This window comes from Tardiphaga sp. (assembly GCF_044340795.1).
Lineage (GTDB): Bacteria > Pseudomonadota > Alphaproteobacteria > Rhizobiales > Xanthobacteraceae > Tardiphaga.
In genome coordinates this window covers 1-15,382 of the sequence record NZ_JBIISY010000150.1, presented here as the reverse complement: position 1 = coordinate 15,382, position 15,382 = coordinate 1, and the positions used below count along the sequence as shown (strand labels likewise).

The following is a 15,382-nucleotide window of genomic DNA, read 5'->3' as shown; positions in this document are numbered from 1 at the left end:
CAGAAAGCCCCAAAGACCGAGACCTCCAAGCGCCAGCGCCAGCGGGATGAGATAGACGAGCGACTGCATGACGCGGCCTATTTCAGGATGACGCGGTTGCGCGACAGGAAAACGCGCTCGCCCTTATTATCACCTTCCAGCACCAGATCCCATTGCCCGGCAGCAAGCTGCGCGACGCGGCCGCGAAAGACGGCGCCGCCGATGGCAACCAGTTCGACCACCTGATCGGAGCGACGATCGGCCGGCCGCTCGAGCCGCCCGGTGAACACGACATCAGTGAGCGGCCTGCCATCACGGTCCCTCGCCTCGACGCGCACCGAAGCACCACCATCACCGTCACGCGCAACATGCGCGACAACCGCCCAGCCACGCGTCGCCTGTGCCCGGGCAGCCTCGATCTCGTTGCCGTAAGCGAGACTGGCAGCATAGGGACTGTCCACTTCCGTGCCGGGTAGCGTCTCGATGGCCAGTTTCATCATCACGACATTCATCGCGATGATCAGGCCGAAAAAGACGATGAGGCAGATCAGGACGAACCGGCCCGTAATCGGACGTCCCGGCGCGGTCGTGGTGGCAGCGTCACTCATGACGGTCTCCTTTACGGCATGACGAAATTATCGAGGGCGGCAGCAGTCTCGCCGCTTGCGACGTCAGTGACGCGCATGGTCAGCGGCGTCGATCTGGCGGCGGATGCCGGCGCCGTCACCAGCACACGCAATTCAGTGGTGCGGTCACGGCCGACGATGATCTGCGGCTGGCCCGAAGCAGCAGTGTCCTGCCCGACCACATGCACCGTCGCATGGGTCAGGCCCTCGACATCGAGCGCCACCGCACGGTCGTCACGCTTGTTGAGAAGGCGCACCGTATAGGCGTTGCGGATAGAGCCATCGGCGAGACGCACCGAGATCGGGTTGCGATCATGCAGGACGCTGATATCCAGCATCGACCGGGTTGCGAGTGCATAGAGGATGGCGCCGCCGACCAGCGCGATCATCACCAGATAGGCAATCGTGCGCGGGCGGACGAGCTTGGTGATGTTCGTCTTGCCGGCCTGGCGGCGCGCGATATTGATGTCGGTGTCATAGGCAATGAGGCGCGTCGGCCGACCGATCTTCTGCATCACGCCGTCACAAGCATCGATGCACAGCCCGCACTGGATGCAATCCATCTGCAACCCGTTGCGGATGTCGATGCCGACCGGGCAGACGTTGACGCACTGATAACAATCGACGCAGTCCCCCGCGGGCTTGCCCGCCGCGCGCGCTTCGGCCGACTTCTTCAACGACATGCGCTGTTCGCCGCGATCGTGGCGATAGGTGACGTTGAGCGCCCATTCGTCGGTGAGCGCCGCCTGAATGCGCGGCCATGGGCACATGTAGAGACAAACCTGCTCGCGCATCCAGCCGGCCAGCACATAGGTCGTCGCCGTGAGGATCGCGATCCAGATGTAAGCGAGCATCGGCGCCTGGAAGGTGACGAGCTCCTTCACCAGCGTCGGCGCATCGTTGAAATAGAGCACCCAGGCGCCGCCGGTCCACCAGGCGATCAGCAGCCAGATCGAGTGCTTCAACGTCAGTTCGACGACACGCTCCAGAGTAATGCCCTTGGCGGCATCCTTCTTCATGCGTTCGCGGCGATCGCCTTCGATCAGGCGCTCGACGGCGAAGAAGAGATCGGTCCACACCGTCTGCGGGCAGAGATAGCCGCACCACATGCGACCGCCCACGGCGTTCATGAGGAACAGTGTGAGCGCTGCGAGGATCAGCAGACCGGTGAAGATATAGACTTCCTGCGGCCACAGCTCGATGAAGAAGAAGTAGAAGCGGCCATTGACGAGATCGACCAGCACCGCCTGATCCGGCGCGCCCGGTCCGCGATCCCAGCGCACGAAGGGCAGGAAGTAATAGATGCCGAGGCAGAGCGCCATCAGCGCCCATTTGATATTCCGGAACGTGCCGGACACCTTCTGCGGATAGACCTTCTTCTGCGGCGCATAAAGCGGGCCGTAGTCGATCTCCGAGGGAGGAACTGGCTTGTTCATGATGGTCACTCGCTTCTTTGGAATGACCCTAGACCTCGACGGTCCGTTTCAATTGATGTGTGTCAAAGGGGAGCCCGCAACAGACCGGACGCCCCTATGACTTATTGTCCACCCCCGAGGGTATGCACATAGACCGTCAGAGCCGTGATGGTCGCCGGATCAAGACGGCCGATCCAGGCCGGCATCACGCCGTTGCGGCCATTGGTGATCGTCTGGATGATGGAGGCCTCATCGGAGCCATACAGCCAGATGCCGTCGGTGAGATTGGGCGCGCCCATGTCCTGGTTGCCCTTGCCGGCGTCGCCGTGACAGGAGGCGCAGTTGTCCGCGAACAGCTTCTTGCCGGCTTCTGCGTCATAGCCCTTTGCCGTCGACAGCCCCGCCAGCGCGCGGACATAGTTAGCCACCGTCACGATCTCATCCTTCTTCAGGATACCATCGCGGCCGAAGGCCAGCATGGCGCCTTCATGGGCTTCGCTATTGCCCGAGCGCGCACCGAACTTGATCGTCTTCTCGATCGCGTCCAGTGACCCGCCCCACAGCCAGTCGTCGTCATTGAGGTTCGGGAAGCCCCTGGAGCCTGCGGCACCGGTGCCGTGACACGGCGCGCAATTGTCGCCGAACACGGTCTTGCCCTTGGCGCGGGCCAGCGCCAGCAAGGCCGGATCCTTGGCGATCTGCTCCAGCGACGCATTGTTCAGCGCCGCCAGCTTGTCACCGCGGATCTTGTCGAGATTGGCAAGCTCGGCGCTGATATCCGCGCGCGACGAATAGCCGATCACGCCGGTGGCATAGCTGGAGACCAGCGGCCAGGACGGATAGACGACCCAGTAGCCCACCGCCCAGATGATGGTGAGATAGAAGGTCCACACCCACCAGCGCGGCAGCGGCGTGTTGAGCTCCTTGATGCCATCCCAGGAATGACCTGTCGTGGTCGTGCCGGTGGCGTGGTCGAGTTCTTCGTGATGACTGCTCATGATGGCATCAATCCTCTCGCAGCGGCATCTGCGCCGCTGCGTCGAACGTGGCCTTGTTGCGCGGCCACAGCGCATAGGTGACGATGGCGAGGAAGATTCCGACGAACAGTGGCGTCCACAGCGAGAGGACGAGGCTCGAGGCGAAATTCTCGGCGGTCAGGATGGCACGCATGATCTGTCCTCAGCGCAGGTTGGCCTTGTCGTTGTAAAGTTTGAAATCGACGAGCGTGCCGAGCATCTGCAGATAGGCGACGAGCGCATCCATCTCGGTCGGCAAGCCCGGCTTGCCGTCGAAATTGCGCGCCACCGCCTTCGGATAGCGCTTGGCCAGGGCATCGATATCGCCATTGTCGGGATCGGCCTGCGCCTTCAGATCGGCAACCGCATTGGCGATTTGGTCGTCCGTATAGGGCACGCCGACTGCGCGATTGGTGCGCAGGTGACCTGCAATGCTCTCGGGATCGACGGGCGTATCGGCGAGGAACTTGTAGCCCGGCATCACCGACTGCGGCACGACCGCCTGCGGCTTGATCAGGTGGGCGACATGCCATTCGTCCGAATACTTGCCGCCGACACGGGCGAGATCGGGTCCGGTACGCTTCGAACCCCACTGGAACGGATGGTCATACATGCTCTCGGCCGCGAGCGAGTAATGACCATAGCGCTCCACCTCGTCGCGCAGCGGACGCACCATCTGCGAATGGCAGAGATAGCAGCCTTCGCGCACATAGACATTGCGGCCTGCGAGTTCGAGCGGGGTGTAGGGACGCATGCCCTCCACCTTCTCGATGGTGCTCTTGAGATAGAACAGCGGCGCGATCTCAACGATGCCGCCGACGGCGATGACGAGAATGATGCCCACGATCAGGATGATCGAGTTCTTCTCGAGGATTTGGTGTCTGCTCCAGAACGACATGGTGTGATCCTCACTGGGCCGCCTGGAGCGCGACATTGTCGAGCTCCGCGCTGGATTGGGCTTCGCCGGCGCCGCGCACGGTCATCCAGAGATTGAACGCCATGATCAGTGCGCCGATCAGGAACAGGCCGCCGCCTGCCGCACGGATGATGTAGAAGGGGTGCATCGCCTCGACGCTTTCGATGAAGGAATATTCGAGGAAGCCGAGCGAGGTGTAGGCACGCCACATCAAGCCCTGCAGGATGCCCGAGACCCACATCGCCGAGATGTAGAGAACGATGCCAAGCGTCGCGACCCAGAAGTGCCACTCCACCAGCTTGAGGCTGTAGAGGCCCTTGCGATTCCACAGCCACGGCACCAGGCAGTACAGCGCGCCGAAGGAGACGAAGCCGACCCAACCGAGCGCACCGGAATGCACGTGGCCGATGGTCCAGTCGGTGTAATGGCTGAGCGAGTTGACGACCTTGATGGACATCAGCGGACCTTCGAAGGTCGCCATTCCGTAAAACGCCACCGAGACCACGAGCATGCGCAGCACCGGATCCGTGCGCAGCTTGTCCCACGCGCCCGACAGCGTCATCAGGCCATTGATCATGCCGCCCCAGGAGGGCATCCACAGCATGATCGAGAAGGTCATGCCGAGCGTCTGCGTCCAGTCCGGCAGTGCCGTGTAGTGCAGGTGATGCGGACCAGCCCAGATATAGAGGAAGATGATTGCCCAGAAATGCACGATGGAGAGGCGATAGGAATAGACCGGCCGCTCGGCGCGCTTCGGGATGAAGTAATACATGATGGCGAGGAAGCCGGCGGTGAGGAAAAAGCCCACCGCATTGTGCCCGTACCACCACTGGAACATGGCATCCTGCACGCCGGCCCAGGCGACATAGGACTTGGAGCCGAAGATCGAGACAGGCAGCGCCGGGTTATTGCCGAGATGCAGCACCGCGATGGTGATGATGAAGGCGAGATAGAACCAGTTGGCGACGAAGATATGCGGCTCCCGGCGCTTCATCAGCGTCGCCAGAAAGACCAGCAGATACATCACCCAGACGATGGTGAGCCACAGGTCGGCATACCATTCCGGCTCTGCATATTCCTTGCCCTGCGTATTGCCGAGCAGATAGCCGGTGCCGGCAATCACGATGAAGAGATTGTAGCCAAGCACGACGAACCACGGCGACAGATCACCGGCAAGGCGTGTGCGACCGGTCTTCTGTACCACATAGAACGAGGTGGCGATCAGCACATTGCCGCCGAAGGCGAAGATGACCGCCGACGTATGCAGCGGCCGCAGGCGACCGAAACTCGTCCATGGCAGATCGAAATTGAGTGCCGGCCATGCCAGCTGCAGCGCGATCAGCAGGCCGACGACAAAGCCGGCGATGCCCCAGAACATCGAGGCCGCAGCAGCAAACTTGATGGGGCCGAGATTGTAGTTCGGCAGGCCGTTGACTTCCTGCGGCGGGAGATCGCCCCGCTCGAAGTAGCGATTGACGATCAGGAACAGCGAAACCAGCGCGGCCGCGCCGAACACGGCGACGTGAAACGCATAGGCCGCGTCTTCAGCCTTGGCTGAAGCGATGATGGAGAGGAACACGGTGGCGATGCAGAGGACGGAGAGTCCTGACTCTCCGATCGTCATCCACTTCACGCCGTCAGTTTGACTTGCCATGATGAGTCTTTCCCAAGAACAATTCCAACAATCACATCGCCGTCATCGGCGGCTTGATTGACATCAAAAGCCACGTCGTCATGCGCAGCTTCGCAACAGCTCGTCGGGCTCGACGATCAGCCGCACGCGCCCCGGCAGGATTTCGATCGCCCCGCGGCGCTCGAGCTTGGCCAGCGTGCGACAGACGGTTTCCACGGTGAGGCCGAGATAATCCGCGATATCCCTGCGGCTCATGGGCAGCGGCAGCGGCTCGACATCCTTGCCGATCCGCACCAGCCGCTGCCGCCATTCGGCGAGGAAGCTCGCGAGTTTCTCTTCAGCGGGACGACGACCGAGCGAAAACATCTGCTCGTGAGCATCGGTGAGATCCGTCGCGACAGACGCGACGACAGCATGCAGCACATAGGGTCGATGGCTGACGAATTGCGCAAAGCTCTCGCGCGCGATTTCCCAGACGAGAGCAGGTCCGATGGTGGCAGCGGACACTTCGTGGCGCTGCTGGGCTGCAATCTCCAGCGCATCACCGGGAAGCGCGAAGCCGACGATCTGGCGCCTGACGTCACCGATCCCGCGCGACAGGCAGACGACGCCCTCGATCACGCTGAAGCAACGCGCCGCAGGCGCTCCCTGCGCGAACAGGACTTCATTGGCGCCGCGCGGAACGCGTTCGCCCAGCGCCATCAATTGCCGACGGTCATTGAAATTGAGGCGGGACAGGAAACCGGTCGAAGGACCGGATGCGGTCGCGCAGGGCACGAAGGACGAAGCCGCCATCTGCTGTGTCATGTCTCCCCCGGTTGTGTGACGCCGAGCGACGTTGCGCGGCATCACCGGGGTAAACTGTCGGGTGAAGTCAGCATTGACGTGCATCAATCGAGGAAGTTGCAGCGACGCGCGGTAACCTCCCCCCGCGCAAGATGCGGGGAGAGGTTAAGAGGGAGCCACCCCTCCCCTGCGTTGCCTGCAATGGCAGCATGTTGCCCCGTTGATGGACAAATTGCCGCGCGGGCCCTACGGATAACTGGAAATTCTCGACCTTGAACAACACGTTAGAGGGTGGAAACCAGTATGGTCGATATTCCGGCCACGGCAGCCGATGCACCGGCGGCTTCGGCCAACCGGACCCTGACCGCGATCTCGATCGCGCATTGGGTGAGCCATTTCCACATCTTCGTGCTGCCGATGCTGTTTCCCTTCCTCAAGGACCGGCTCGGCGTCAGCTATATCGATCTCGGCTTTGCGCTCACCACCTTCGCCGTGGTCTCCGGCCTGACCCAGGCGCCGATCGGCTTCCTGGTCGATCGCGTCGGCGCCCGCATCATCCTGATCCTGGGTGTGTTGCTCGGCGGCTGCGCGCTGGTCGGTCTGGGCCTATTTCTCAATTATCCCGCGCTGATCATCTGTGCCGGCCTGCTCGGCCTCGCCAACAGCGTCTATCACCCCGCCGATTACGCCATCCTCGCCGCTCATATGGACGAGTCCAAGATGGGCCGCGCTTTCTCGATCCACACCTTTGCCGGCTTTGTCGGCGGCGCGGTGGCGCCTCCCATGATGGTCGCGCTGCTGGCCTCGGTCGGTGGCGCGGGCGCGCTGATCGTGGCCGGCGGCATCGGCGTGGCCATTGCGCTGATGCTGATCGTGGTGGGTATTCCCGATGCCGGTGCTGCACAGGCCCGCAGGGCCGGCGGCGCGGAAGCGCCGAAGGTCAGCGTGATGACCCCCGCGATCATGATGCTGACGCTGTTCTTCACCCTGCTGGCGCTCTCACAAGGCGGCATCAACAGCTTCGGCATCGTCGCGCTGATGAATGGCTATGGCATCACGCTGTCGTCGGCCAATATCGCGTTGACCTCGTTCCTCGCCGCCAGTGCCGTCGGTGTGCTGGCCGGCGGCTGGCTTGCGGATCGCACGGTGCATCACAGCCGTGTCGCCGCCGTCTGCTTCACCATCAACGCCGCCATCATCGGCGCCATTGCAGTGTTCTCCCCGCCCGCATGGGCGATCGTCGCCGCCATGACCGTCGCAGGTTTCCTCGGCGGCGTGATCACGCCCTCGCGTGACATGCTGGTGCGACAGGCGGCACCGCCCGGCGCGGCGGGACGCGCGTTCGGCATCGTCTCCACCGGCTTCAACTTCAGCGGCATCGTCTCGCCGATCATGTTCGGCTGGTTCATGGACCACGCCATGCCGCACTGGGTATTCGGCGCATCGGCCTGCTTCATGCTGGCGACGGTGTTGCTGGCGATGGTGTCGGAACGCAAGCCGCGCAAGGCTGCAATCGCATAGGCGACGCATTGAAGCCGTGATCTGGCGCGCCATCCTTGCTAGGATGGCGGGACATGCTCACGGTTCGCCATCTCACCAAATCCTATCGATCCGCACAGGAAGATGTTGCGGTTCTCCGCGGGGTCGATCTTGCCGTCGCCGCCGGTGAGAGCGTCGCGCTGACCGGCGAGAGCGGCAGCGGCAAAAGCACGCTGCTGCACCTGATCGCCGGCCTCGATGCAGCCGATGGCGGTGAGATCATGCTGGGGGATGTCACCGTCACCGGACTGAACGATGCCGAGCGTGCCACGCTTCGCCGCGATCGGCTCGGGCTGGTGTTCCAGCAATTCAACCTGATCCCGTCGCTCTCGGTCGCCGACAACCTTGCCTTCCAGTCGCGCATTTCCGGCCGCCATGACGCGCCCTGGCAGAGCGAGTTGATCGAACGTCTCGGCCTCGGCTCTCTGCTCAAGCGCTATCCCGAGCAGCTGTCGGGTGGTCAGCAGCAACGCGTGGCGATCGGACGCGCGCTGGCCGCGAAGCCGGCGCTGCTGCTTGCCGACGAACCCACCGGCAATCTGGACGAGGACACCGCCAATGAGGTGATGCGCCTCGTTCGCGATCTTGTCACCCGCAGTGGCTGCGGCTTCCTGATGGTGACCCATAGCGAGCGCCTCGCCGCGCTGCTCGATCGTCACATTCATCTTCATGCGGGACTGATCGCGTGAGGCGCGCGCTGTGGATCCTCGCCGTGCTGCTCAGCCACTGGCGCCGGCATCCGCTGCAATTCGCCACGCTGATGATCGGCCTGATCGCCGCCACCGCACTCTGGAGCGGCGTGCAGGCGCTGAACCAGCAGGCCCGCACGAGCTATGACCGCGCCGCCGCGGCATTCGGCGGCACGCGCACACCGATGCTGGTGTCGCCGAGCGGTGGCGCATTCCCGCAAAAACTGTTCGTCGATCTCCGGCGCGCGGGCTGGCCGGTATCGCCCGTGCTCGAAGCCCGCGCCCAGATCGAAGGCCGCAGCGTGCGCCTGCTCGGCATCGAGCCGTTGACCATGCCGCCCGAAGCCAGCGCCGCCGCCGAGATCGGAACGTCCGGCGCACAGGCCTTCATCGCGCCGCCCGGCCAGGCACTGATCTCGCGTGAGACGATGACCGAACTTGGCCTGCGCGAAGGCATGACACCGGCGCTGGGCAATGGCCGCATGCTGCCGCCGTTGAAACTGCAGCCCGCCCTAGCGCCCGGCGTCGTCGTGGTCGATATCGGCATCGCGCAGACATTGCTGGCCATGCCTGATCAGGTCACGCGTCTCCTGATCGGCAAGGCGAAAGGCCCGCGTCCGGCGCTGGAGAGCGTGGTCGGACAACAGTTCCGCATCGTGCAGCCCGAGAGCGAGACCGATCTCGAACGCCTCACTGACAGTTTCCATCTCAATCTCACCGCTTTCGGCCTGCTCTCCTTCTTTGTCGGCCTGTTCATCGTCAATTCCGCCATTGGCCTGGGCTTCGAACAACGCCTGCCGATGCTGCGCACACTTCGCGCCTGCGGCGTCTCCGCACGACAGCTCAACATCGTGCTGATCATCGAACTCGTCAGCATCGCACTGATGGCGGGCATTATCGGCCTCGTTGGTGGCTACGTCATCGCAGCGTCGCTGTTGCCCGATGTCGCCGCCAGCCTGCGCGGTCTCTATGGCGCGCAGATCCCCGGCCAACTCACGCTGAAGCCGGAATGGTGGCTGGCCGGCCTTGCGATCTCGGTGATCGGCGCCCTGCTGGCCGCGACATCGAGCCTGCTCAAGGCCGTGCGCCTGCCGCTGCTGGCCACCGCGCAGCCTTATGCCTGGCAACAGGCGCAGCATCGCTGGTTGCGATTGCAAGGGGCTGGCGCATTGCTCGTCTTCGCCGCAGCGGCGATCGTGCTGTGGTTCGGCGATTCGCTGGTTGCCGGCTTCGCCGTGCTTGCCGCTTTGCTGCTTGGTGCTGCGCTCGCCTTGCCGGTCCTGCTTGGCCTCGTCCTTGCCGCTGGTGAACGCAGCACGCGTCGGCCGATCCTTACCTGGTTCTGGGCTGACAGCCGCCTGCAACTCTCCGGCCTCTCGCTCGCGCTGATGGCCCTGCTGCTGGCGCTGGCGGTGAATGTCGGCGTCGGCACGATGGTGGAGAGTTTTAGCCGCACCTTCGTCGGTTGGCTCGATGGCCGGCTGTCGTCCGAAGTCTATATCAACGCTGCAAGCGACACACAGGCCCGCGAACTCAAGGATTGGCTGAAGCAGCGACGTGACGTGCAGGCCATATTGCCCGGCAGTCGGGCCGAAATCCAACTCGCTGGCGCGCCGATGGAGATCAATGGCCTTCCCGACCATGCGACCTTCCGGGATCACTGGCCGCTGCTCGAGGCCAGGCGGGATGCCTGGGATCGCGTTCGCGCGGGCGATGGTGCGCTGGTCAGCGAGCAATTGTCGCGACGGATGAACCTGGCCATCAGCCAGAACATCACTGTGCCGACGCCCAGCGGCCCATGGGTCATGCAGGTCGTCGCCATCTATGCCGACTACGGCAACCCCAAGGGCCAGCTCGCCGTCAATGTCGATGCACTGCTTCGGCATTTTCCAGATAGCCCGCAAACGCGCATGGGGTTGCGCGTGGCGCCGGAGAATGTCCCGATCGTGATCGACGCGATCCGCGCGCGTTTCGGCCTCGACGGCCGCAACCTCGCCGATCAGGCCAGCGTGAAGAAGGAGTCGCTCGGCATCTTCAACCGCACCTTCGCCGTAACTTCTGCGCTCAATGCCTTCACGCTCGGCGTCGCCGGCGTTGCGCTGCTCACCAGCCTGCTGACGCTGAGCAATTCACGGCTGCCGCAACTGGCGCCGCTCTGGGCCATCGGCCTGACGCGGCGACGACTTGCCGGCATCGAATTGCTCAAGACCATGTGCGTGGCGCTGATCACCTCGCTGCTGGCGCTCCCACTAGGCCTGCTGGTGGCGTGGTGCCTGATCGCCATCGTCAACGTGAAGGCCTTCGGCTGGCGGCTGCCGTTCTATGTGTTCCCACTGCAGCTGATCGAGTTGCTCGGCGTCGCGATGCTGGCGGCGCTATTGGCTTCGCTGTTGCCAATCCTCAAACTGCTGCGGATGCAACCGGCCGAACTCGTGAAGGTGTTCGCCAATGAGCGCTAGGCTCACACGACGCAGCGCGGTCGGCGGCCTCGCGCTGATGGGGCTTGGCGTGCCTCGCGCGCTGGCCCAGGGCTTTGCCGGGCTCGGCCGCGATGCCGATGGCTTTGCACCGGTGCTGCCCGGCCGTGCGCTGACCTTCCCGACGGATCACGGCCCGCATCCCGAATTCCGCATCGAATGGTGGTACCTCACCGCCAATCTCACGGACGCTTCGGGCAATGCCTATGGCGCGCAATGGACCCTGTTCCGGCAGGCGATGGCGCCGAGCACACAGGACTCAGGCTGGGCGACACCGCAGGTGTGGATGGGCCATGCCGGCGTTACGTCCGCCACAGCCCATCACTCGGCGGAGACTTTTGCACGCGGCGGCATCGGACAGGCCGGCGTGACCGCCACGCCATTCCGTGCCTGGATCGACGCATGGGAGATGCGCGGGCTCGATGGCTTCTCCGACATAAATGTGGCGCCGCTCGCGGTTTCGGCATCGGCAGAGACATTCAGCTATCGCCTTCGCCTCGATGCAGAGCAGCCTTTGGTGCTACAGGGCAACGCGGGTTACAGCCGCAAATCCGAGCGTGGGCAGGCGTCCTACTATTACAGCCAGCCTTATTTCACGGCGTCCGGCACGCTTGCGATCGACGGGAAAGACATCGCCGTCACCGGTCGCGCCTGGATGGACCGTGAATATTCGAGCCAGCCGCTTGCCTCGGACCAGACCGGCTGGGACTGGTTCTCGCTGCATTTGCCCGGCGATGAAAAGCTGATGCTGTTCCGGCTACGCCAGAAGGATGGCAGCCACTATTTCGCCGGCAACTGGATCACGGCGGAAGGCAAGTCGGTTCAGCTTGCATCCGACGCGATCGCCATGACGCCGATGGCAATGACGGAGATCGCGGACCGCAAGATTCCAACGGCATGGCGAATTGCCATCGCATCGCGCGGATTGCAGATCGAGACCACACCGCTGAATGCACGGAGCTGGATGTCGACGAGCTTCGCCTATTGGGAGGGGCCGGTGCGATTCAGCGGATCGCATGACGGCGAGGGATATCTGGAGATGACCGGGTACTAACACGATCAGAGCGACGGCACGCGATGCCCTCTCCCCGCAATGCGCGGGGAGAGGCTAAGAAAGAGCGCGCTTATTTTGTCAGCGGGCAACCACTGTCCTTCGCGAGCGGGAATGCAGACGCTGCGGGCACCACGGCGAGCTGCTTGTAGTAATCCCAGGGCTTCTTGGATTCCGACGGCTTCTTGACCTCGAACAGATAGAGGTCCTTCACCATGCGGCCATTGGCCTGCACCTTGCCGCCCTGGGCGAAGGCGTCGTCCACCGGCAGCTCCTTCAGCTTCTTGACGACCGCGTCGGAGTCCTTGGTGCCGGCGGCCTTCACGGCTTTCAGATAGGACAGTGTCGCCGAATAGGTGCCGGCCTGGATCATGTTCGGCATGCGCTGGGTGCGCTTGAAGAAGCGCTCGGCGAATTCGCGCGATTTGTCATCGCGATCCCAATAGAAGGATTCCGTCAACACCAGGCCTTGCGCCGCATTGAGGCCGAGGCCATGGACTTCCGCCAGCGTCAGCAGCAGGCCGGCCAGCTTCTGGCCGCCGGCGACGATGCCGAATTCAGCCGCCTGCTTCACCGCATTGGTGGTGTCGAGACCGGCATTGGCGAGGCCGATGACCTTGGCCTTCGACGCCTGCGCCTGCAGCAGGAAGGATGAGAAATCCGACGAATTCAGCGGATGACGCACGGCGCCGAGCACCTTGCCGCCCTTCGACTTCACGATGTCGCCGGTGTCCTTCTCCAGCGAATAGCCGAAGGCATAATCGGCCGTGAGGAAGAACCAGGTGTCGCCGCCGGTCTCGGTCAGAGCGCCGCCGGTGCCGACACCGAGTGCGCGGGTGTCGAACGACCAGTGGAAGCCATAGGGCGTGCAGGCATCACCGGTGATGCGCGAGGTCGCGGCACCCACCACGATATCGATCTTCTTGGCCTGCGCGGAGAGCTCCTGCACCGCCAGCGCCACCGAGGACGTGGTCAGTTCGGTGATCATGTCGACATTCTCGACATCGTACCAGCGGCGCGCGATGGCGGCAGCCAGATCCGGCTTGTTCTGGTGATCGGCGGTGACCAGTTCGACCTTGCCGCCCAGCACTTCGCCACCGAAATCTTGCACCGCCATCCTGGCGGCTTCGAGCGACCACTTGCCGCCGTAATCGGCATAGACGCCGGACTGATCGTTGAGGATGCCGATCTTGACACCCTGCGCCGCAGCGGGCGTCAGCGTCGAAGTGGCAAGGAAAAGGCCGCAAAGCGCGGCAGCGGACGTCAGTCCAAGCTTCATGAGTGCCTCCCAGGATTTTTATGGGCGGCACACTATGGGAGATGATTGCAACTGGCGAGTGTGACTTTCGGATGATGCGGCGCGATCACCGAAGTGTCATTTGGCGTAGCGGCAGAGCCGACCGCCGCGCTCAGTGCTGCTTCTTCAGCGCCGCCTCGATGCAGGCGAGTTCGCGTTCGATCTCGGCGATCAGCGGCACCGGGTCATTGTCCTCGACCAGATGCATCTTCTCATAGGTGCCGTTGCGGATGCTCTCGATCCAGGCAATGCGGTCGGCCTGATATTGCTTCAGGCGCTCGAAATCACCGCGCTCGGCATATTTGCCGATCAGTTTCTCGAAGACAGCACTCATGGACGATTCCTTCCGTAGCCCGGATGGAGCGCAGCGCAATCCGGGGACAGCAGAGCTAATTGAAACGCCGGTACCCGGGTTACGCTGCGCTTCACCCGGGCTACGACACCGCGGCAATCACAGCCCGCGCAGCACCAGCCGATTAAGGCGCGTTGCAAATGCCGCCGGATCTTCCGGCAGTTCGCCGTCGAGAATCTGCGCCTGTTCCAGCAGCAGGAACGCGATGTCCGACGCCTCGCCGCCTGCAGCCTTGTCGGCGCCCGCGATCTTCGTCACCAGCGGGTGGCGCAGATTGATCTCGAGGATCGGCTTGGTGACGCTGCCGCGATTCTGCATCGCCAGCATGCGTTCGAGCTCGCGATCCGGACCGCGACCACCGGCGACAAGACACGAGGCCGAGGTGGTGAGGCGCGTCGAGGCCTTCACATCGGAGACGCGCTCACCGAGCGCTTCCTTGATCACGGCGATGGTCGAGGCTTCGTCGGCGGCATCGGGCTTGGGCTCGTCCTTGTTGTCCTCTTCGACCTGCGGGATCAGGTCGAGATTGACCTCGCCCTGGCTCAGCGACTTCAGCGGCTTGCCTTCATATTCCAGCGGGGCCGAGGTCCAGAACGCATCTACCGCATCCGACAGCAGCAGCACCTCGATGCCGCGCGACTTGGCGGCTTCGAGCTTCGGATTCGACTTCAGGCGATCAAGGCTGTCGCCAGCGAGATAATAGATCTCGGTCTGGTTCGGCTTCAGATCGGCCACATACTGCTTCAGCGTGCGCTTTTCGCCCGACGTGGTGGTGAAGCGCGACAGCGCCAGCAGTTTTTCGCGGCGCTCGAAGTCCTCATAGATGCCTTCCTTCAGCACCGGGCCAAATGCATCCCAGATCTTCGTGAAAGTCTCGGCGTCCTTTTCGGCCAGCGTCTCGAACTCGCTGACGACACGCGTCGCCACCGCCTTCTTGATCTGGGCGAGCTGCGGATTGTTCTGCAACATCTCGCGCGACAGGTTGAGCGGCAGGTCCTCGGCATCGATGACACCACGGATGAAGCGCAGATAGGATGGCAGCAGGTCCGCATCGTCGGTGATGAAGACACGGCGGACATAGAGCTTCACGCGACCCTTGCGCTCGGGCTCGAACAGATCGAACGGCTTCGATTCCGGTGCGAACAGCAGCACGGCGTAGGAGTAGCGGCCTTCGGCGCGATAATGCAGCGTCATCGCCGGCTCGTCATAAGCGTGCGCGATGGACTTGTAGGCCTTGCTGTAGTCTTCGGGCGTCAGCTCCGACTTCGAGCGCTGCCACAGCGCGCTGGCCGAATTGATCTGCTTCGGTTCGGCATCGCCGTCCTTGAGCATGATCGGAAACTGGATGTTGTCCGAATAGGACGTGACGATGCGCTCGATCTCGTAAGCTTCGAGATACTTCTTCGCATCATCCTTGAGCTGCAGCTCGATCGAGGTGCCGGAGGGCACGCTCATGCCGTCATTGAGCTGCGCGATCTCAAATCCGGCGCCGCCCGTCGACGTCCACGTAAACGCATCATGGGTACCGGCGCGGCGCGAGGTGACGATGATCTTCTCGGCTACCATGAAGGCCGCATAGAAGCCGACGCCGAACTGGCCGATCAGG

General features: G+C 63.2%; 14 protein-coding genes. 4 read left to right on the top strand and 10 right to left on the bottom strand.

The genetic code is table 11. The features are described 5' to 3' along the window. Window positions 1-77: 77 nt before the first annotated feature. The 7 genes from ACIQ17_RS21550 to ACIQ17_RS21520 form a co-directional block, all read right to left on the bottom strand. Window positions 78-587, bottom strand: coding sequence for a FixH family protein (locus ACIQ17_RS21550; protein WP_398471159.1), 510 nt, complete (start codon window positions 585-587; stop codon window positions 78-80). Window positions 588-598: 11 nt separating this feature from the next. Beyond that, window positions 599-2,041: a cytochrome c oxidase accessory protein CcoG gene (gene ccoG, locus ACIQ17_RS21545; RefSeq protein WP_398471158.1), complete on the bottom strand. Its 1,443-nt coding sequence runs from the start codon at window positions 2,039-2,041 to the stop codon at window positions 599-601. Window positions 2,042-2,142: 101 nt separating this feature from the next. Then, window positions 2,143-3,018, bottom strand: coding sequence for a cytochrome-c oxidase, cbb3-type subunit III (ccoP, locus tag ACIQ17_RS21540; protein WP_398471157.1), 876 nt, complete (start codon window positions 3,016-3,018; stop codon window positions 2,143-2,145). 7 nt (window positions 3,019-3,025) lie between these two features. Next, window positions 3,026-3,190 (bottom strand): cbb3-type cytochrome oxidase subunit 3, encoded by a 165-nt coding sequence (locus ACIQ17_RS21535; protein ID WP_398471156.1) that lies wholly within the window; start codon window positions 3,188-3,190, stop codon window positions 3,026-3,028. Between the two features lie 9 nt (window positions 3,191-3,199). Further along, the gene (ccoO, locus tag ACIQ17_RS21530; protein WP_398471154.1) at window positions 3,200-3,934 is read right to left on the bottom strand and encodes a cytochrome-c oxidase, cbb3-type subunit II; all 735 of its coding nucleotides are present in this window, start codon (window positions 3,932-3,934) and stop codon (window positions 3,200-3,202) included. Window positions 3,935-3,944: 10 nt separating this feature from the next. Then, window positions 3,945-5,576 (bottom strand): cytochrome-c oxidase, cbb3-type subunit I, encoded by a 1,632-nt coding sequence (gene ccoN, locus ACIQ17_RS21525; protein ID WP_398471161.1) that lies wholly within the window; start codon window positions 5,574-5,576, stop codon window positions 3,945-3,947. A 108-nt stretch (window positions 5,577-5,684) separates the two neighbouring features. Next, on the bottom strand, window positions 5,685-6,392 hold the full coding sequence (locus tag ACIQ17_RS21520) for a Crp/Fnr family transcriptional regulator (protein ID WP_398471153.1): 708 nt from the start codon (window positions 6,390-6,392) through the stop codon (window positions 5,685-5,687). A gap of 282 nt (window positions 6,393-6,674) precedes the next feature. Between ACIQ17_RS21520 and ACIQ17_RS21515 the strand changes: the two genes are divergently transcribed. Genes ACIQ17_RS21515 through ACIQ17_RS21500 form a run of 4 tightly spaced genes read left to right on the top strand, consistent with a single transcriptional unit; the run spans window position 6,675 to window position 12,130 of the window. Further along, window positions 6,675-7,892 carry an MFS transporter gene (locus ACIQ17_RS21515; protein ID WP_398471152.1) on the top strand — a complete coding sequence of 406 codons (1,218 nt, stop codon included), beginning with the start codon at window positions 6,675-6,677 and terminating at the stop codon, window positions 7,890-7,892. 53 nt (window positions 7,893-7,945) lie between these two features. After that, the gene (locus ACIQ17_RS21510; RefSeq protein ID WP_398471151.1) at window positions 7,946-8,599 is read left to right on the top strand and encodes an ABC transporter ATP-binding protein; all 654 of its coding nucleotides are present in this window, start codon (window positions 7,946-7,948) and stop codon (window positions 8,597-8,599) included. Then, window positions 8,596-11,058 (top strand): FtsX-like permease family protein, encoded by a 2,463-nt coding sequence (locus tag ACIQ17_RS21505; protein ID WP_398471149.1) that lies wholly within the window; start codon window positions 8,596-8,598, stop codon window positions 11,056-11,058. Before ACIQ17_RS21510 ends, ACIQ17_RS21505 begins: the two co-directional genes overlap by 4 nt. Beyond that, window positions 11,048-12,130: a lipocalin-like domain-containing protein gene (locus ACIQ17_RS21500; protein WP_398471148.1), complete on the top strand. Its 1,083-nt coding sequence runs from the start codon at window positions 11,048-11,050 to the stop codon at window positions 12,128-12,130. Before ACIQ17_RS21505 ends, ACIQ17_RS21500 begins: the two co-directional genes overlap by 11 nt. Before the next feature lie 70 nt (window positions 12,131-12,200). Here the strand turns inward: ACIQ17_RS21500 and ACIQ17_RS21495 are convergent, their stop codons facing one another. From ACIQ17_RS21495 to htpG, 3 genes are all read right to left on the bottom strand, one after another. Continuing rightward, entirely contained in the window at window positions 12,201-13,406 is a 1,206-nt protein-coding gene (locus tag ACIQ17_RS21495; RefSeq protein WP_398471147.1) for an ABC transporter substrate-binding protein, read from the bottom strand. A 130-nt stretch (window positions 13,407-13,536) separates the two neighbouring features. Next, window positions 13,537-13,758 (bottom strand): hypothetical protein, encoded by a 222-nt coding sequence (locus tag ACIQ17_RS21490; RefSeq protein ID WP_398471146.1) that lies wholly within the window; start codon window positions 13,756-13,758, stop codon window positions 13,537-13,539. Window positions 13,759-13,875: 117 nt separating this feature from the next. Next, a partial coding sequence (gene htpG / locus ACIQ17_RS21485) for a molecular chaperone HtpG (protein ID WP_398471145.1) occupies window positions 13,876-15,382 on the bottom strand: 1,507 nt, incomplete at its 5' end.